Source organism: Pseudomonas sp. MPFS (genome assembly GCF_022537035.1).
GTDB classification, from domain to species: Bacteria; Pseudomonadota; Gammaproteobacteria; order Pseudomonadales; family Pseudomonadaceae; genus Aquipseudomonas; species Aquipseudomonas sessilinigenes.
Genome location: NZ_CP066123.1, coordinates 758098 through 776665, shown reverse-complemented (window position 1 = coordinate 776665; position 18568 = coordinate 758098). Strand labels below are relative to the sequence as shown.

The 18568-nt window shown below is 63.8% G+C and carries 18 protein-coding genes; 10 read left to right on the top strand and 8 right to left on the bottom strand.

Annotated features, from left to right (window positions below; all coding sequences use genetic code 11):
- Positions 1 to 78: 78 nt before the first annotated feature.
- From I9018_RS03405 to I9018_RS03390, 4 genes are read right to left on the bottom strand one after another with little or no spacing between them, the layout of a single operon-like run.
- On the bottom strand, positions 79 to 636 hold the full coding sequence (locus tag I9018_RS03405; protein WP_241108735.1) for a DUF4136 domain-containing protein: 558 nt from the start codon (positions 634 to 636) through the stop codon (positions 79 to 81).
- Positions 637 to 657: 21 nt separating this feature from the next.
- A complete protein-coding gene (locus I9018_RS03400; RefSeq protein WP_241108734.1) occupies positions 658 to 1275 on the bottom strand; it encodes a DUF4136 domain-containing protein in 618 nt (205 codons plus the stop codon).
- 11 nt (positions 1276 to 1286) lie between these two features.
- A complete protein-coding gene (locus I9018_RS03395) occupies positions 1287 to 2036 on the bottom strand; it encodes a methyltransferase (protein WP_241108733.1) in 750 nt (249 codons plus the stop codon).
- On the bottom strand, positions 2033 to 2338 hold the full coding sequence (locus I9018_RS03390; RefSeq protein WP_068577155.1) for a MazG-like family protein: 306 nt from the start codon (positions 2336 to 2338) through the stop codon (positions 2033 to 2035). Before I9018_RS03390 ends, I9018_RS03395 begins: the two co-directional genes overlap by 4 nt.
- Before the next feature lie 189 nt (positions 2339 to 2527).
- On the opposite strand from I9018_RS03390, the gene I9018_RS03385 reads away from it, so the two are divergent.
- Together I9018_RS03385 and I9018_RS03380 are read left to right on the top strand one after the other, a co-directional pair.
- The gene (locus tag I9018_RS03385; RefSeq protein ID WP_068577157.1) at positions 2528 to 2821 is read left to right on the top strand and encodes a hypothetical protein; all 294 of its coding nucleotides are present in this window, start codon (positions 2528 to 2530) and stop codon (positions 2819 to 2821) included.
- 85 nt (positions 2822 to 2906) lie between these two features.
- Positions 2907 to 4253: an MATE family efflux transporter gene (locus I9018_RS03380; protein ID WP_241108732.1), complete on the top strand. Its 1347-nt coding sequence runs from the start codon at positions 2907 to 2909 to the stop codon at positions 4251 to 4253.
- 93 nt (positions 4254 to 4346) lie between these two features.
- Here the strand turns inward: I9018_RS03380 and speA are convergent, their stop codons facing one another.
- From speA to I9018_RS03360, 4 genes are all read right to left on the bottom strand, one after another.
- Positions 4347 to 6260, bottom strand: coding sequence for an arginine decarboxylase (gene speA, locus I9018_RS03375; protein WP_068577161.1), 1914 nt, complete (start codon positions 6258 to 6260; stop codon positions 4347 to 4349).
- A gap of 222 nt (positions 6261 to 6482) precedes the next feature.
- Complete coding sequence (locus I9018_RS03370; RefSeq protein WP_015634001.1) at positions 6483 to 6854, bottom strand: translation initiation factor Sui1; 372 nt, start codon at positions 6852 to 6854, stop codon at positions 6483 to 6485.
- A 196-nt stretch (positions 6855 to 7050) separates the two neighbouring features.
- The gene (locus I9018_RS03365; RefSeq protein WP_068577162.1) at positions 7051 to 7587 is read right to left on the bottom strand and encodes an NUDIX hydrolase; all 537 of its coding nucleotides are present in this window, start codon (positions 7585 to 7587) and stop codon (positions 7051 to 7053) included.
- Between the two features lie 3 nt (positions 7588 to 7590).
- The gene (locus I9018_RS03360) at positions 7591 to 8658 is read right to left on the bottom strand and encodes a DUF2333 family protein (RefSeq protein WP_241108731.1); all 1068 of its coding nucleotides are present in this window, start codon (positions 8656 to 8658) and stop codon (positions 7591 to 7593) included.
- Positions 8659 to 8946: 288 nt separating this feature from the next.
- On the opposite strand from I9018_RS03360, the gene I9018_RS03355 reads away from it, so the two are divergent.
- The 8 genes from I9018_RS03355 to I9018_RS03320 all read left to right on the top strand — a co-directional run bounded on the left by I9018_RS03355 (position 8947) and on the right by I9018_RS03320 (position 18447).
- Positions 8947 to 10617 (top strand): PleD family two-component system response regulator, encoded by a 1671-nt coding sequence (locus tag I9018_RS03355; protein WP_068577164.1) that lies wholly within the window; start codon positions 8947 to 8949, stop codon positions 10615 to 10617.
- Between the two features lie 53 nt (positions 10618 to 10670).
- Positions 10671 to 12632, top strand: a complete 1962-nt coding sequence (locus I9018_RS03350; protein ID WP_068577166.1) for a methyl-accepting chemotaxis protein — start codon at positions 10671 to 10673, stop codon at positions 12630 to 12632.
- A 297-nt stretch (positions 12633 to 12929) separates the two neighbouring features.
- Positions 12930 to 13382, top strand: coding sequence for a type II 3-dehydroquinate dehydratase (gene aroQ / locus I9018_RS03345; RefSeq protein ID WP_068577167.1), 453 nt, complete (start codon positions 12930 to 12932; stop codon positions 13380 to 13382).
- 48 nt (positions 13383 to 13430) lie between these two features.
- Positions 13431 to 13892 (top strand): acetyl-CoA carboxylase biotin carboxyl carrier protein, encoded by a 462-nt coding sequence (accB, locus tag I9018_RS03340; RefSeq protein ID WP_068577169.1) that lies wholly within the window; start codon positions 13431 to 13433, stop codon positions 13890 to 13892.
- 17 nt (positions 13893 to 13909) lie between these two features.
- Positions 13910 to 15268, top strand: coding sequence for an acetyl-CoA carboxylase biotin carboxylase subunit (gene accC / locus I9018_RS03335; RefSeq protein WP_124345653.1), 1359 nt, complete (start codon positions 13910 to 13912; stop codon positions 15266 to 15268).
- Positions 15269 to 15334: 66 nt separating this feature from the next.
- On the top strand, positions 15335 to 16195 hold the full coding sequence (locus I9018_RS03330) for an EI24 domain-containing protein (RefSeq protein WP_241108730.1): 861 nt from the start codon (positions 15335 to 15337) through the stop codon (positions 16193 to 16195).
- A gap of 35 nt (positions 16196 to 16230) precedes the next feature.
- The gene (gene prmA, locus I9018_RS03325) at positions 16231 to 17109 is read left to right on the top strand and encodes a 50S ribosomal protein L11 methyltransferase (protein WP_068577175.1); all 879 of its coding nucleotides are present in this window, start codon (positions 16231 to 16233) and stop codon (positions 17107 to 17109) included.
- Positions 17110 to 17139: 30 nt separating this feature from the next.
- Positions 17140 to 18447, top strand: coding sequence for a DUF3426 domain-containing protein (locus I9018_RS03320; protein ID WP_241108729.1), 1308 nt, complete (start codon positions 17140 to 17142; stop codon positions 18445 to 18447).
- Positions 18448 to 18568: the final 121 nt, after the last annotated feature.

Below are 18568 nucleotides of genomic sequence, written 5' to 3'. Positions count from 1 at the left end.
GCCAGCTCGGCTGACTGACGGCGGTTCGCCCAGCCGCCCGGACCCGGCGGCTGGGCGAATCGAGCGCCCTTGCAGGAACTAGCGTGGTGGATAGTTCTGCAGGATATGCGTCACCGTGGCACGCACAGCGGCACTGCGATCGGCGGGCTTGGGCGAACTGCTGAGCAGTTGCTCGTCGCTGCCGCGCCACACCAGCTTGCCGTCCTTGCCATCGAGCAGGTCGATCTGGATGGTCGCCACCTTGTAGGTGATGTTGCGTGTCTCGTTGTACATCGGACCGCCCCAATAGCCATTCCACGGGCCACCCCAGCCACCACCGTAGTGGGTGGTGACCTGCTGCTGGCGGTCCTCGACGATCAGGTAGGCCTGTACGTTCAGGTCGGCGCGCCCGCCCGCCGGGGCCGGGCGCAGGCCACGCTGGTCCAGCTGCTCGGCTACGGCCTGGCGGATGCGCTGCTCGGTCAGGTCGCTTTCGATCCGCGGATCATTGGGACGGTATTGCAGGGCTGGCTCCTTCCAGCTCCAGCTGCGGTAGGCGCCAAAATCCCTGCTGGCATCGAAGTCGTGATTGACCTGGTCGGTGGCACAGGCACTGAGCAAGGCGATACACACCAGTAATGCAATTCGATGGAACATGGCGTTTCTCCAGGTAAAGGACTAACTGGGAGGATAAGCAGCCAGGGCCTTGTGCACGGCTTCGCGCAGCGCATCGGCACGCTCGCCCAGGGTGCCTCGGCTGCTGGTCTCGGCGCTGGCGCTCCATACCGGCTGGCCATTGCCGGCATCGAACAGGTCGACCCGTACCACGACGACTTCCACTTCATAAGTGCGCACTATGGGCGCGCTGCCATACATGCCATAACCCGGCCCGTAGCGGTTGTAGCGGCCGTAGCCATATCCACCGCCATAGCCGTAGTCCTCCTGGACCTGGCGCAAGCGCTTCTCCAGGTGCAGGTCGGCGCTGACCCACAGGTCGGCGGGCCGGTTGTCATGCAATGGACGCAGGCCGCGCTGGTCCAGGGCATCGCCGACGACTTCGGCGACCTGCGCCGAATCGGCCCAGGCCGTGCCCGCGGGCAAGCGGCCATTGAGCCAGGCCCAGCTGCGATAGCGTCCATAGTCCCGGGGCGGTGCCGGATAGGCGCTGCGGTCGAAGGTACCGACCGCCTGGGCTGGCGCCGGTGGCAAGGGCCTGGAACTGGCGACATAGGGGTTGCTGCCCTGGCAGGCGGCGAGCCCCGAACACAAGAGGATCAAACCCAGGCGGCGTTTCATCGAGTACTCCGTCAGACCGGCCGGCACAGCCAATGCAGATAACGCCCAAGCCCGGCGAAACTTGGGTGTCGGCGGTGAGCCAGCTCCATCTCCAGCAGATCCGTGAGCTCGGCACGGGACTGGAACTCCACGGGCATATAGTCGTGGAATACCCGCACCCCGCTTTGGGTTTCGACTTGCCACTTGCCATCAAGTTGCGCCGCCAGCACGCGAGGATCAAGCGGTTGTTGCGGAGTCAGGCTCTGTTTTTCACCCGCCATGTCATTCTTGCGCAACTTGCGAAAGTGCCCCTTGAGCAAGTTGCGATAGACCAGCGCATCGCGGTTGTAGAAGGCCAGCGACAACCAGCCTCCGGCAGCCGTCAACTGATGCAGTACCGGCAGGATCGCGTGGGGTTCGGCCAACCACTCCAGCACCGCATGGCACAGCACCAGGTCATAGGGTTCGGTCAGTTGTCCCAGCAGCTCCTGCCAGGGCGCCTGGATGAAGGTCGCCTGATGCCCGGCGTCGGCAAACCGCTGGCGGGCCCCATCGAGCATGGGGGCGGCTGGTTCGGCCAACGTCACCTGGTGCCCATGCTGTGCCAGCCACAAGGACATGTGCCCCAGGCCCGCACCAATATCCAGCACCCGCAACGGGCGCTCGGGCAGGGCCTCCTTGAGATCGGCCTGGAGCACCGCGAGACGGATCGCCCCCTTGGCGCCGCCATAGATCTTCTCGGCGAAACGTGTCGCCAACTGGTCGAAGTGCCGGTCGCTCATGAGCAGAACCGCCGTTCGCTGTCCGCCAGCTTGCTGCGCACCACCTGATCCATGTCCAGCCCCAGTTCGCTGCACAGCAACAACAGGTAAAGGACGATATCGCCCACTTCCTGCCCGGCATGGGCCAGCTTGTCCGCCGGCAGCTGCCGCGACTGGTCCTCGGTCAGCCACTGGAAGATCTCCACCAGTTCGGCCATCTCGACACTGGCCGCCATGGCCAGGTTCTTGGGGCTGTGAAATTGCCGCCAGTCGTTGTGGTCACGAATGGCATGCAAGCGTTGGGTCAGTTGGTCTAGGTTCATCGAGGTCTCCTGAAGGCGTATAGCTTCCGGGGGTTGGCCGTGGGACGCAAGAGCGCTTTCGCCGGCAAGCGGGGTGCTCCAGAATGTGCGGCACCCGACAGCTTCTATGCTGATGGGGAACTCATCGCCCTCGTTGGCGGCCCAAGGTTGCTCCCGGGTGACCGGCTCATCTTTCATCAGGATATGCACATGCAGGTAGAAAGCTTCTTCGAATGGCTTGGCCAGGCCATCGGCTCGGTCATCCGCTTCATCGTCGACCTGCTCAGCGGGTTGTTCAATACCCTGACCCACGCCGGCGGCAACTTTGTCGATGGCCTGTCCCGCGCGCTGGGCATGGACACCTCGATCATCAGCATCATCACCCTGCTCATCGGCCTGATGTTCCTCTACTCGGCCATCCGCGCCTTCATGCGCGCCTCGATCATCCTCGGGCTCATCTGGCTGGTCATCGGCCTCTGGCTGCTGAGCTGGATCATCCATTGACCCTGCAGGTTCTTGCCCCACCCCTTCCGGGCCTCGGCGGCGCCGTATAGCGACGCTACAATGCCGGCTCTCGCAAGGAGCCCGCATGTCCCCCCTGATCACCGATTGGCGTCACCGCCCCACCCATCGTCGCGTCTGGGCCCTGGCCGCGCCGATGATCCTGTCGAACATTTCCGTGCCCCTGGTCGCCCTGGTGGACAGCACCGTGATCGGCCACCTGCCCCACGCCCATCAACTGGGGGCGGTGGCGGTGGGTGCCAGCCTCTATACCTTCCTGGCCTGGGCCATGGGTTTCCTGCGCATGGGGGCCACCGGCTTCGCCGCCCAGGCCGCCGGCCGCGGCGACGGTGCCGCGCTGCGGCAAGTCCTGCTCCAGGGCTTGTTGCTGGCGCTGGGCCTGGCCCTGCTGCTGGGGATCATCGGCGTGCCCCTCAGCGGCGCCGCATTGCACCTGATGCAACCCTCGGCGGACCTGGACCAGATGACCCGGGCCTTCTTCCATACCCGCCTGCTGGGCCTGCCCGCGGCCCTGGCCAGCTTCGCCCTGGTGGGCTGGTTCCTCGGTACCCAGAACGCCCGGCCCCCCCTGGCCATCCTGCTCAGCACCAACCTGGTGAACATCGCCCTGAACCTGTGGTTCGTCCTTGGCCTGGAATGGGGCGTGGTGGGTTCGGCCCGGGCCTCGGTGCTCGCCGAGTGGACCGGGGCCCTGGTGGGCCTGGCCATGACCCGTCCGGCCCTGCGCGCCTATCCAGGACAGATCGTCTGGGCGGCCCTGCGCCGCTGGCAGAGCTGGCGTCCGCTGCTGGCGGTGAATCGCGATATCTTCATCCGCAGCCTGGCCCTGCAATCGGTATTTTTCCTGATCACCGTGCAAGGCGCCCGCCTGGGCGATGCCACGGTGGCGGCCAACGCCTTGCTGCTCAACGGCCTCTTGCTCACCGCCCATGCCCTGGATGGCCTGGCCCATGCGGTGGAAGCCCTGTGCGGCCACGCCATCGGCGCCCGTGATCATCGGGCCCTGCGCCGTTCCCTGGTGGTCGCCGGAGGCTGGTCGCTACTGGCCAGCCTGGGATTCACAGCGCTGTTTCTCTTGGCGGGCCACCTGTTCATCGAGATGCAGACCGATATCGCCGACGTACGCCAGACGGCCTTCACCTACCTGCCCTACCTTGCCGTACTGCCGCTGATCGCGGTCTGGAGCTACCTGCTGGACGGGCTGTTCATCGGTGCGACCCGAGCGCGGGAGATGCGCAACGGCATGCTGCTCACCGTGCTCCTGCTGTTGCCTTGCGCCTGGGCCTTGCAGGGCCTGGGCAATCATGGCCTGTGGCTGAGCTTCCTGCTGTTCATGCTGTTACGCAGCCTGACCCTGGGCGTCTTCGCTTGGCGTCTGGAACGGACAAACGGCTGGTTCGCCAAGGCTCATTGAGCGCCAGGCGCCAGGCATGAAAAACGCCGTTTCCCCGGCAAGGGAAACGGCGTTTTTCATTGGCCTGAAGGCATCACCAGGGATGCTCCGGCGTCAGGACGACAGGTAGGACGAGCGGGTCAGGCCCAGGCGCAGGGCGTCCAGGAACTGGGTGCGCTCGGCAGCACTGATCCGGGCGCTGGCCACCTTGTCGCGGTAGTGGGTCATCAGCTCTTCGGGCGACAGGTGCACGTAGCGCAGCATGTCCTCGATGGTGTCGTGGGTCTCGATACCGGCGTGGTACACGCTGCCATTGGCCCGCTGGTAGATGTTCACCGAGTCGGTGTCGCCGAACAGGTTGTGCATGTCGCCGAGGATTTCCTGGTAGGCGCCCACCAGGAAGATACCCAGCAGGTAGTCCTCGCCCTCGTTGACCGAGTGCACCGGCAAGCTGGTCTCGATGCTCTGCTCGTCGACGTACTGCTTGATCTTGCCGTCGGAGTCGCAGGTCAGGTCTTGCAGTACCGCGCGACGCAGCGGCTCTTCGTCCAGGCGATGCAGCGGCAGGATCGGCAGCACCTGGCCGATGGCCCAGGTGTCCGGCAGGCTCTGGAACACCGAGAAGTTGCAGATGTACTTGTCGGCGAGCTTGTCGTTGAGTTCGTCCAGCACCTGGCGGTGGGAGCGCTGGCGGGCCTTGAGCGAATTGTGCAGGCGCCGGCACACGGCGAAGTAGCACTGCTCGGCCAGGGCTTTCTCGGCCAGGGTCAGCTTGCCGTCGGCGTACTGCGCGGCCACGTCGCTCATGTAGTGGGTGGCGCGCCAATAAGTCTCGGTGACCATCTCGATGTCGGTCGGGCCCAGCAGGTCCACCAGCCACTGTACGGTTTCCGGCAACTCGTCCTTGTTCTCGATGGCCGGCACGTCGTCGTTGTGCTTCTCGACGTCGGTCACCTGCACCACCAGCATGGCGTGGTGGGCGGTCAATGAACGACCACTCTCGGAGAAGATGTGCGGATGCGGCAGGCTCTGCGCGTCGCAGAACTCCTTGAGCATGCCCACCACCACGCCGGCGTAGTCGTCCATGTCGTAGTTGATCGAGCTGGCATTACGCGAGTGAGTACCGTCGTAGTCCACGCCCAGGCCGCCGCCGACGTCGATGTGGTCGACCGGCAGGCCGAGGTTGCGCAACTCGCCGTAGTAGCGGATGGCTTCCTTGAAGCCGTGCTGGTAGTCGGCCAGGTTGGCGATCTGCGACCCCATGTGGAAGTGCAGCAGGCGAATGCCCTGGTCCAGCCCGGCATCACGGAAGCGTTCCACCACCGACAGCAACTGCGCTGCCGACAAGCCGAACTTGGATTTCTCGCCACCGGTGTCGGCCCACTTGCTCGAAGCCAGGGACGACAGGCGCACCCGCAGACCGACTTGAGGCTTGACCTTGAGCGACGCCGCTTCTTCGATCACCAGGCCCACTTCGGACTCTTTCTCGATGACGATGAATACGTTGTGGCCCAGCTTCTGGCCCATCAGCGCGAGACGGATGAACTCACGGTCCTTGTAGCCGTTGCAAACGATGGTGCCGCCCTTCGGTGCCAGGGCCAGGACCGCCAGCAACTCGGGCTTGGAGCCGGCTTCCAGGCCGATCGAGACATTCTGGGTGGCGATGATGTTCTCGATCACCGCTTCCTGCTGGTTGACCTTGATCGGGTACAGGGCAGTGTATTTACTCTGGTATTCCAGGCGCGCGATGTTGGCATCGAAGGCACCGGTCAGCTGGCGCACGCGATCCTGGAGGATATCCGGGAAACGCACCAGCAAAGGCAGGGACAAGCCGCTCTTGCGCAATTCCTGGACCTGTTCGAACAGATCGATCGGCAAACTGCTCGGACCATTCGGGCGAACTTCGACGCGACCGGCGTCATTGATCGCGAAATATCCGGCCCCCCAATGGCGAATCCCATAAACACTGCGGCTGTCCGCAACTGTCCATTGGCTGCCATCGTCTTTACGTGTGCGTCGTACGGACATCGAAGTCCCCTATAAAGAAGTCATAGAGCGCCGCCCCGATCCGGGGCCGGCGCAGTCTAAAGAATGAAAATGACGATTAGCCTGCAGGCGCTATAGACCGCGCATGCAGTGCTGAGTTTAGAAACCGTTCTTGAACAGGCTCTGTGAAAACCATGGAGACGACGCCAGGGTCCTGAATCGATCAGGACAGCATCCAGTCAGAGGTGGTTTTCACAGAGGCTGCTAGCCGCCGGACTTCTTCGCCTTGAAACCGTGCTTGACCAGTTCCGCCAAGAGTAGCTCGACATGGTCGCCCTGGATCTCGATGACACCGTCCTTCAAGGCGCCACCGGTACCGCAACGTTTCTTCAACGTCGTGGCCAGTTCCTTGAGGGCGTCTTCGGCCAGGGGCACGCCGGTGATGGTGGTCACCGTCTTGCCGCCACGACCTTTGCTTTCGCGACGCACACGGGCGATGCCATCACCGGCCGGAATCACGGTTTGTTTGCAGATACAGGCGGCCACCGGCTGGCTACAGTCCGGGCAATGTCGACCTGCGTCGGTGGAAAACACCAGGCCACCAAGGGCGGCGAAGGATGCGGCTTTTTTGGCCACCGGCAATCCTCTTGGGAGGACAAAGACTGGTCGGGGCACATGACCGTGCACCGACCGCGAAGCCCCACTCAGGCAGGGGCAGCGCTACTGGGCCAGGTCCCTTGCGGGGATAGCGCTGGCTCAGCTTGAAAAGGCGCGCAGTGTAACGGCAAAAAGCCGACTTGCTAAGAGCCAATCGGCGTCAATTTATGCAACTTTAACGACGTCGTGCCAGATAGCGCTGCAAGGCGGCCAGGGAGTCCGGGCAATAGGGCTTCTCGTGGATTTCCCGTAGCACCTGGTCCAGGGGAATGAAGCGCGCTTCCAGCACCTCTTCCGGCTGCAGGCGCAGCGGTCCGTCCCATACCGCGGAGAAGGCCGAGCACCACAGGCGGTTGTCCGTGTCCTCGAAGAAGAAGTGGTCGTGGGCGGCCAGCTCGACCCCACTCACCCCCAGCTCCTCTTCCAACTCACGGGCCGCCGACTCGGCGTAGCTCTCAGTGGCCAGGACCATGCCGCCAGCCGCGACATCCCAATATCCTGGATAGATGGCCTTGCTCAAGGTGCGCCGGTGCACGCACAACTCACCAGCGGAATTGAACAGCATGATGTAGGTACCACGACCGATCAGGCCACGCTCGCGCAGCTCCGAGCGGGCCATGGCGCCCAGCAGTTGGTCCTCGCCATCGACCCAGGCGATCTGTTCGGCATCGGAGGCGGCGCGGTGCGCCGCCTCATTGGTGGTTGCGACCATGGATCAGCCCTGGTTGAGCAGTTGGCGCAAGTCGATGACCGCTGCGTTGGCTCGGGAAATATAGTTGGCCATGACCAGCGAGTGGTTGGCCAGGATACCGAAGCCGTTACCGTTGAGGATCATCGGGCTCCAGACGGTCTCCTGGGACGCCTCCAGCTCGCGAATGATCTGGCGCACGCTGACCGTGGCGTTCTTCTTCGCCAGCACGTCGGCGAAGTCCACCTCGATCGCCCGCAGCAGGTGCGACAACGCCCAGGCCTGGCCACGCGCCTCGTAGAACACGTTGTCGATCTGCATCCATGGGGTTTCTTCGATTTCCTCGCCCACCTGCGGAACCTGGCCCGGAGCCGGGACTTCGGTCTTCAGCGCAGTATTGAGCTTGACCCGCCCGACGCTGGCCGACAGCCGCTGGGACAGCGAGCCCAGGCGCGTACCCACGTCACCCAGCCAGTTGTTCAGGTTGTCGGCACGGGCATAGAACTGCGCGGTCTTCTGGTTGGGGTCCGACAACCGGGCCTGGTAGCGGCTCAGGGAGTTGATGCCTTCCAGGTATTCCGACTCGCTGGAGGGCAGGATCCAGCTCTTGTTGTCGAAGTTGAAACGCGGTTCGGCCTTGGCCAGGTCGGCGTCCTCGGCGGACTGCGACTGGGACCGGGCGAAGTCCTTGCGCAAGGCGCGGGTCAGGTCGCGAACCTGGACCAGGACCCCGTATTCCCAGCTGGGCATGTTGTCCAGCCAGATGCCCGGCGGAAAACGGTCGTTGGAGATATAGCCGCCCGGCTTGTCGAGCAGGGTGCTGACCACGGTCTTGAGGGTTTCCACGGTGGTGTAGCCCACCACCATCTGCCGGCCTTCCTTCTCGGCGGCGAGCTGGGCGTTCTGCTGGACGGGGAACAGCGCGGGCTCCTGGCTCCAATACCAGCCCAGGGCTCCGGTGACCAGCAGGTACAGGCCCAGCAAGGTAGCCAGGGCACGACTGAACAGCAGGCTACCGAAATAACTGCGCGTCGCCGACTTGGGTTGGGCTGCACGTTCCGGCGCGCTGTCTGCGCGGTTCTTCCAATCCAGCATGGCTATATCCTTTCAATCACTTGGGTTCATCGGTTCGACCACAACCCTACTCCATCGTGCCTTGCCCTGGCGGGAGAAATCTCCCGGCAAATGCGCGCCGCGCAATGATTGCGAATCAGGCGGCCACTATAAATGAAGCACACTCCAGAGCCTATGCGAGCAGTCGGTACAAAACCCGATCATGTCGCTTTGCACATTATTGACGTACGACACTCATGGGACTCGAAAGTGGTGCTAGCATAGAGCCACCAGTCGATCTCAGCATGCACCCTAACTAGTAGTCAGGATATGACCGAGCCAGAAGACCCCAGCCGTGAGCGCCTCAAGCACCACTTTGCCCAGCGGGTAATTCATCAGGCACGTCAGATCCTTGAGATATGGCAGCGGCTGCAGCGCAGCGAGTGGTCATCCACCGATATGTCGGAGCTTTGCGAGGCCAACCTGCGCCTGCTGCGTTTCGCCGAGCGCTTCGAACAGCCCGAACACACGCAACTGGCCCGTAGCATCAGCCAATCGCTGGAAGCCGTGGACGCCAATCGCGGGCGCCTGAGCAGCCACCTGATCACCGACCTCAATCGCTTGATGCAGCGCCTGTCGCGCACCGGGCTGCGCCATGGCGACCAACTGGAACAGACCTTCCTGCCGCCGCTGCGCAAGCCGATCTACGTGATGCTGCAGGATCACGACCGGGCCGAGCGCCTGGCCAAGCAGCTGGAATTCTTTGGCCTCAGCGCCCAATCCCTGGACAGCATCGGCGCCTTTCGCTCGTCCATGGTGGAGCGCTTGCCGGCGGCCATCGTCATCGACGTGGACTTCTGCGGTCCCGGCATGGGCCTGACCCTGGCCGCCGAGGCTCAGGTCGGCCTGGAGCAGAAGTTGCCGCTGTTGTTCTTCAGCCTGCACGAGACCGATACCCCGACCCGCCTGGCCGCGGTGCGCGCCGGTGGCCAGGAGTTCCTCACCGGCACCCTGGAAGCCTCCAGCCTGCTGGAGAAGATCGAGGTGCTGACCTGCGTGGCCCAGTACGAACCCTATAAAGTGCTGATCATCGATGACTCCCGGGCCCAGGCGCTGCACACCGAGCGCCTGCTCAACAGCGCCGGGATCGTCACCCGCACCCTGATCGAACCGATCCAGGCCATGGCCGAACTGGCGGACTTCCAGCCGGACCTGATCATCCTCGACATGTACATGCCGGCCTGTACCGGCACCGAGCTGGCCAAGGTGATCCGCCACAATGACCGCTACGTCAGCGTGCCGATCATCTACCTGTCCGCCGAGGACGACCTGGACAAGCAACTGGACGCCATGAGCGAAGGCGGTGACGACTTCCTCACCAAGCCCATCAAGCCGCGCCACCTGATCACCACGGTACGCAACCGCGCTGCCAGGGCCCGCAATCTCAAGGCGAGGATGGTCCGTGACAGCCTGACCGGGTTGTACAACCACACCCATATCCTGCAACTACTGGAGGACTGCTGCTTCCGCGCCCGTCGCGAAAACAAGCCGCTGAGCTTCGCCATGCTGGACATCGACCACTTCAAGCGAGTCAACGACAGCCATGGCCACCCCATGGGCGACCGGGTCATCAAGAGCCTTGCGCTGTTCCTCAAGCAGCGCCTGCGCAAGACCGACTTCATCGGCCGCTACGGCGGCGAGGAGTTCGCCATCGTCATGCCCGACACCGACCAGGACGCGGCATGCAAGGTACTGGACGAAATCCGCCAACGCTTCGCCGAGATCCACTACCCGGCCCAGCCCCAGGACCTGTGGTGCACCTTCAGCGCCGGGGTCGTCGAGATGGAAGAGGGCTCCGATAGCCTGTTGATGGCCAGCCAGGCAGACGAGGCCCTGTACCGTGCCAAGCACAGCGGGCGCAACCGGGTGCAGAGCGCCCGGCAGTCAAGTCAAAGTGCCACCTTTTCATCCGAATCCACCGATTCGGTCATAACCTTGTAATACAAACGCAATAAATTCAGGCGCTTACCATTTAAGTCGTTGGTAGAGCCCCGATGCGCCTGAAGCTGCTGACCAATCTCAATACGCTATTGCTTGTCGCCGTCTGCCTGGCCCTGGGTGCGACGCTCTGGTGGTCGCAACGTGCCCTGGAGCGCCCTTACCTCTTGATGGAGCGCTACCTGGGCCTGTCCCAACAGTTCCAGAACCAGGCCGCACGCAACATCGAGGATTACCTGGCCAGCGGCGACGCCCTGCGCCTGAGCAGCGCCACCCAAGCCATCGAAGCCCTGCAAGGTGCCCTGCCCGAGCTGCCCCCTCAACTGGCACACAGCCTGCGCCCGAGCCTGGCCAGCCTCGACGAGTTCAGCAAGACCGACCTGCTGGCCGCCGGCAAGCTGGCGGGCGATCCCCAGGCCCTGTTGTTGCAGGCCGAACGCGAGCTGGGCGCCAGTCTCGAACAACTGAGCCAATACGCGAGCGGTGCCAAGACCGGCGAGGCCAATGCCTACCTGCCCCTGCTGCTGGCCGCTTCGCAGCACCTGGGCAAACTCTCGTTGGCCCGGGACAAGCTGGTCAGCAGCGGGCGCAGCGAACTGGCGGCCGATGTCGAGCGCGAGTTGCACAACATCCGCGCCCAGGCCGAACAGATCGAGGCCCTGCCGCTGTTGGGCGTGGCAGCCAGCAACGAATCCAGCACCGATGATTTCGCCGCCATGATGGGCCTGGAAAACACCCAGAAAAGCGCTGCTGAAGACGCCGGCATCGGCCTCAAGCGCGAGCTCAACAGCCTGCTCAATCGCTACCCAGCCGAACTGGCGCGAACCCGCGAACAGATCCAGAAGCGCGCCGACCTGAGTGCGGCCACCCTGCTGAAGATCACGGCCGTGCGCCAGGCGATTGCCGAGCTGGAACCTGAGGTGCGCGCCCAGCATGGACAGATCCAGGGCGAGGTGCGCCTGATGCAAGGCCTGATGATCGGCCTGATCCTGCTGATCGCCCTGGTGATCGACACCTTGCAGCGCAAGCTGGCACGGGTCCTGACCAATCTCGCCCCTGCCCTGTCGACCTGGGCCCAGGGTGATTTCAGCCAACCGATCCAGCTGGGCAAGACCAACCGTGAGCTGCACGCCATCGAAGAATCCCTCAACCGCCTGCGGGCCTACCTGGTGGACCTGGTAGGCACCATTCGCCAGAACGCCGAACAGGTGGCCGGCAGCAGCCGGGCCCTGGCCGACCTGAGCAGCGGCCTGCACAGCGGGGCCGAGCGCCAGGCGGGCGATACCGCACAGATCCGCGACGCCCTTGGCGAGCTGGAAGCGACGATCCAGCAAGTAGCGGGCGATGCCAGCCAGGCCGCCGATGCCAGCCGCAGCGCCGGGCTGGCCGTCCAGCAGGGCCAGACAGTCATCGGCCTGAGCCTCACGGGCTTGCATGCACTGGTCGGGGAAGTCCAGGGCAATGCACAGATGATCGAGCACCTGGCCCAGGAATCGGCCACCATCGGCGGCGTGCTGACGGTGATCCGCTCGATTGCCGAACAGACCAATCTGCTGGCCCTGAACGCCGCCATCGAAGCGGCCCGGGCCGGTGAAATGGGCCGGGGGTTTGCCGTGGTCGCCGAGGAAGTACGCTCCCTGGCCCAGCGCACCGCCGGCGCCACGGCAGAGATCCAGACCCTGATCGCCGGCCTGCAGAGCGCTGCCCAACAGTCGGTACAAGGCATGCGGGCCCAGGTCGAGCATGCCGAAGCCACCGCCAGCCAGGCCCAGGCTGCCGACGGCGCCCTGGACGAAATCGTCGGGGCGATCCAGACCATCGCCGACACCGCGGTGCGGATCGCCGACGTCACGGCCCAGCAAAGTGGCGCCGTCAGCGAGATCCGCGACCACAGTGAGCGTATCCATCAGTTGGGAGGCGACAATCTGCTGCGCATTGGCGAAGGCCGGGCCCAGGGCGAGAACCTGCTGGACCTGGGCGGACAACTGCATACCGCGGTCCAGGCCTTCCGCGTCTGACCCTGGCTCCGCGGCCACGGGCTGCGCCCTGGTCTTCGGGGCCAGCAGCTACCTTGGGGTCGCAACGATCTGCAGCCCCCGACTGCCACCATGGTCACGCCAACATCGGCGAAACCGGCACCATCCCCCCATCCGCCTCGTATTGCGCAGGCAAATGACTGGATTTCATTGCTCAGTCATATATTTCGCGCAAACATCGGTCATCGTGCTGGCTATTGCTGGGAACTGGACAGTCACAAAGTCTTTCCGGCATAGTCGCCGGGTTCTGACAACCGCCCCGATAACAAGGAACAACCGATGGCCACCCTACTGGTTCTCCACGGCCCCAACCTGAATCTGCTCGGCACCCGCGAACCGGGGGTCTATGGCGCAACCACCCTGGCCCAGATCAACCAGGACCTGGAGCAGCGGGCCCGTGCCGCCGGGCATCACCTGCAGTACTTGCAGAGCAATGCCGAGTACGAATTGATCGAGCGTATCCACGCCGCGCGAGACGAGGGCGTGGACTTCATCCTGATCAATCCAGCAGCTTTTACACATACAAGCGTCGCATTACGTGACGCGTTGCTGGCGGTGAGCATCCCATTCATCGAAGTGCATTTGTCCAACGTGCACAAACGCGAACCTTTCCGCCATCACTCCTACTTTTCAGATGTCGCTGTAGGAGTGATCTGCGGCCTTGGCGCCAGCGGTTACCGACTGGCCCTGGAGGCCGCCCTGGAACAGCTTGAAAGACAGGCAACAGCTTGAACAACAAGCGTTAAACGCCCCTGACCGACCCCTGGGAGTTGATGATTCATGGATATCCGTAAAGTCAAGAAACTGATCGAACTGCTGGAAGAGTCCGGCATCGACGAGCTGGAGATCAAGGAAGGCGAAGAGTCCGTACGCATCAGCCGTCACAGCAAGACTCCAGCCCAGCAATACTACGCACCGGCTCCTGTGGCCGCTGCTCCAGTGGCTGCCCCGGCCGCCGCTCCTGCTGCCGCTGCCGCACCTGCCGCTGCCGCCGCACCTGCCCTGAACGGCACCGTGGCCCGCTCGCCGATGGTCGGTACCTTCTACCGCAAGTCTTCGCCAACCTCGCCTGCTTTCGTTGAAGTCGGCCAGAGCGTGAAGAAAGGCGACACCCTGTGCATCGTCGAAGCGATGAAGATGATGAACCACATCGAAGCTGAAACCAGCGGTGTGATCGAATCCATTCTTGTCGAAGACGGCCAGCCGGTTGAGTACGACCAACCGCTGTTCACCATCGTTTGAACCGCGGAGAGTCTTTGATGAAGCCTGCGAAGTTGGAAAAAGTCCTGATCGCCAACCGCGGCGAAATCGCCCTGCGGATCCTGCGTGCCTGCAAGGAAATGGGGATCAAGACCGTAGCCGTCTACTCCAAGGCCGACAAGGAGCTGATGCACCTGGGCCTGGCTGACGAATCGGTGTGCATCGGCCCGGCGCAAGCTGCGCAGTCCTACCTGCACATCCCGGCCATCATCGCGGCCGCTGAAGTCACTGGCGCCACGGCGATCCACCCTGGCTACGGCTTCCTGGCGGAAAACGCCGACTTCGCCGAACAGGTGGAGAACTCCGGCTTCGCCTTCATTGGCCCGAAAGCCGAGACGATCCGCCTGATGGGCGACAAGGTGTCCGCCAAGCACGCCATGATCGCTGCCGGCGTACCGACAGTCCCAGGTTCCGACGGCCCACTGCCCGAAGACGAAGAGACCGCGCTGCGCATCGGCCGTGAAGTCGGCTACCCGGTGATCATCAAGGCCGCCGGCGGCGGTGGTGGTCGCGGCATGCGCGTGGTGCACAAGGAAGAAGACCTGATCGCCTCGGCGAAGCTGACCCGCTCCGAAGCTGGCGCGGCGTTCGGTAACCCGATGGTCTACCTGGAGAAGTTCCTGACCAACCCACGTCACGTGGAAGTCCAGGTCCTGTCCGACGGCCAGGGCAACGCCATCCACCTGGGCGATCGCGACTGCTCGCTGCAGCGCCGTCACCAGAAGGTCCTCGAAGAGGCCCCGGCTCCAGGCATCGACGAGACCGCCCGCCAGGAAGTCTTCGCCCGCTGCGTCAAGGCGTGCATCGACATTGGCTACCGCGGTGCCGGCACCTTCGAGTTCCTCTACGAGAACGGTCGTTTCTACTTCATCGAGATGAACACTCGCGTACAGGTCGAGCACCCGGTATCGGAAATGGTCACCGGTGTCGACATCGTCAAGGAGATGCTCAGCATTGCCGCTGGCAACAAGCTGTCCATCAGCCAGGACGACGTAGTCATCCGCGGTCACGCACTGGAATGCCGGATCAACGCCGAAGACCCGAAAACCTTCATGCCGAGCCCAGGCACGGTCAAGCATTTCCATGCTCCAGGCGGCAACGGCGTACGCGTCGATTCGCACCTGTACAGCGGTTATGCGGTTCCACCGAACTACGATTCGTTGATCGGCAAGCTGATCACCTACGGGGCAACCCGTGACGAAGCCATGGCGCGCATGCGCAATGCGCTGGACGAAATCGTCGTCGACGGAATCAAGACCAACATCCCGCTGCACCGCGACCTGACCCGCGACGAAGGCTTCTGCAAAGGGGGAGTGAACATTCACTACCTGGAGCACAAGCTGGCCGAGCAACACTGATCGCCCGCAGCACCCCGGACAAGGCCGCATCATGCGGCCTTTTCTCATTTTTGCAGGATGCAACCCATGACATTGAAAACCCGCTGCCAGGGCATTACCCGAGCCTGCGGCGAGGCATTGACCTGCCTGGCCCTGGCCCTGCGTTCCAGCCTGCGCCCTGGCATCCTGCTGCGCTCCAGCCTGCTCTGCCTGATTGTATTCGGGCTGTGGACCTGGGCGTTCTACAGCAACTTCCAGCTCATCAGCATCGTCTCCGGCGCGATCTCCCTGTTCGTCGTCTACGGCGCGGCCGTCATCGGCTTCGTTCCCGGCATCAGCGGTAGCGGCGGAGCCAGCGTTGCCGGCATGGGCGCCATCGCCCCGGCACTGGCCACCCTGCTGATCTATGCAGGCCTGCTGGCCGTCGCAGTCATAGTCGCCCTCTACACCGGCATGATCATCCTGAGCATCCGCCTGATGCTGCGCTGGGTGCTGATGGGCAGCCTGCGCCAACGAGCCTTGCGCCAGTATCCGCACCTGCAGGGCCGTACCCCGGCCCCCGGGAACATGCTGCGAGGTGCCCGCTACTACCTGATGCCCTGGCTGAGCCTGGGCCTGGGCCCACTGCTATGCCTGCTGATCCCGTTCGTGAACGGGATGCTGCTGATGCTCCTGCTGGCCTATCTCAATGTACGTTTTCTCAGCGCGCCGGCCCTGGCCGGACTGGCCAGCGGCGAGGAACAGCTGCAAGCCATCCGGCAGCAACGTGGCGCCATGGCCGCCTTCGGACTGCTAATCTTCGTGATTGCGCTGGTACCGGTGCTCAACCTGCTGGTGCCGGCCCTGCTGGGGGCGGGTACTTGTCATCTCGCCTATCGCGGCCTGGAACGTACGCCAAGCCCGGCTGGCGCGGCCTGTGTACCTCAAGTAAGCTTGCCGCCCCTATAAAGGCTCATCTTTTTTTCGCGTTCTGAGGTCCCGTCATGCCCTGGTTACAAGTCCGTCTCGCCATCACCCCGCAACAGGCCGAGACCTACGAAGACGCGCTGCTGGAAGTCGGCGCCGTGTCGGTGACCTTCATGGACGCCGAAGACCAACCGATCTTCGAGCCTGAATTGAACACCACCCCGCTGTGGTCCCATACCCATCTGCTGGCGCTGTTCGAGGGCGGCACCGAAGCCGCCAGCGTCCTGGCCCACCTCCAATTGCTGACGGGTAGCCCGCTACCGGAGCATCACAGCGAAGTCATCGAGGACCAGGACTGGGAACGCAGCTGGATGGACAACTTCCAGCCGATGCGCTTCGGCCGACGCCTGTGGATCGTTCCCAGCTGGCACGACGCCCCGGAGCCGGACGCGGTCAACCTGCTGCTGGACCCGGGCCTGGCCTTCGGCACCGGCACCCACCCGACCACCGCCCTGTGCCTGGAGTGGCTGGACAGCCAGGATCTGAGCGACTGCAACGTGCTGGACTTCGGTTGCGGCTCGGGAATCCTGGCCATCGCCGCCCTGCTGCTGGGCGCCAAGCAGGCCGTGGGCACCGATATCGATGTCCAGGCCCTGGAAGCCTCCCGCGACAACGCCGGGCGTAACCACATCGCCGAGGAGCTGTTCCCGCTGTACCTGCCGGAACAACTGCCGCCACAACAGGCCGATGTGCTGGTGGCCAACATCCTTGCCGGCCCGCTGGTTGCCCTGGCTCCGCAACTGTCGAGCCTGGTAAAGCCCGGGGGACGCCTGGCACTCTCCGGGATCCTCGCTGAACAAGGTGAGGAAGTGGCCGCCGCCTACGCCCAGGACTTCGATCTGGACCCGATTGCCACCCTCGACGGCTGGGTGCGCATCACCGGCCGTCGGCGCTAGAATGGCCGCCTGCATAATCCGGATGGCCGCATGACCGACAGTTTCGTCACCCAGTGCCCGCATTGCCAAACCAGGTTCCGTGTCAGCCATGCTCAGTTGAGCGTGGCTCGCGGGGTAGTGCGTTGCGGATCTTGCCTGCAAGTGTTCAACGCCGCACGCCAGCTGCTTGAGCAACGCGCAGCCAAGGAAGGCACGGTGCCCAAGCCCGTCGCCAAGCCGGCAGCCGAACCGACTCCGAAACCGGCACCGGCACCGGCACCGGCACCAGTTGAACCGAAACTGCAACCACCGCCACCGGAGCCCGCACCGGCACAACGCGCCATCAGCCAGAAACAGTGGTCGGCCGCGGAAATGGACCTGGACCACCTGGACCTCGACGAGGAACTGGCCAAGCTCGAACAACGCGAGATCCAGCCTGCCAAGGCATTCGGTCGTGAGCACGCCCCCAGGGAAGATGGCCTCACCGCACGGCGCGACCCCCAGGACGCCGATGAGGGCAACTGGCCCGGCGGCCTGTTCGCCAGCGCCGCCGAGCACGATGAACCTGACTCCATCAGCCTCAAGTCCACGGACGATAGCGACGTCGAGCCACCGCGCTCCAGCCGCACCGAACCTTCGTTGTCCTTCAACCTGGCGGACCTGGACGACGAGCCCCAGCACCCGAGGCTGCGCCCGGATGATGAGCCGGAGCCGGTTGCACCTGTGGCCACCAACCATTCCGACTCCGACGACCAAGCGCCCACGGCGACCGCCGGCAAGAAGCGCCGCGAGCGCAGTGAGCCCGGAGTCCAGGACGACGTCCTGCTGGATCTGGAAGACGACCCGCTCCATCTCGACTGGCAAAAACGTCGCTCACCCTGGGGACGGCGCCTGCTCTGGCTGCTACTGATCCTGCTGGCTGCAGGCGGCCTGGTAGCCCAGTACATCGCCTATCACTTCGACGAACTGGCACGCCAGGACCAGTACCGCCCCTGGTTCCAGCAACTGTGTCCGGAATTCGGATGTACGGTGCCATCGCGCGTCGACATCGACCGGATCAAGAGCAGCAACCTGGTGGTGCGCAGCCACCCGGAGTTCAGCGGAGCCCTGGTGGTGGACGCCATCATCTACAACCGAGCGCCCTTCTCCCAGCCCTTCCCGCTGCTGGAACTACGCTTCGCCGACCTCAACGGCCACCTGATCGCCAGTCGCAGCTTCAAGCCCGGGGAATACCTGGGCGGCGACTTGCAAGACGCTGCGGAAATGCCACCGCAGACCCCGATTCACATCGCCCTCGATATTCTCGACCCAGGACCCAAAGCCGTGAACTACAGTCTGAGTTTCCACTCACCCGAGTGAAACGGCTGGAGAGTTAACGGACGACTCTGGATTGACGACAGATTTATGACAGCCTCCCCCTGGGTCAATCCTGGGAACCGGCAGAATAACTGTTCAGATTTTATCCAATTCAGCCTTTATC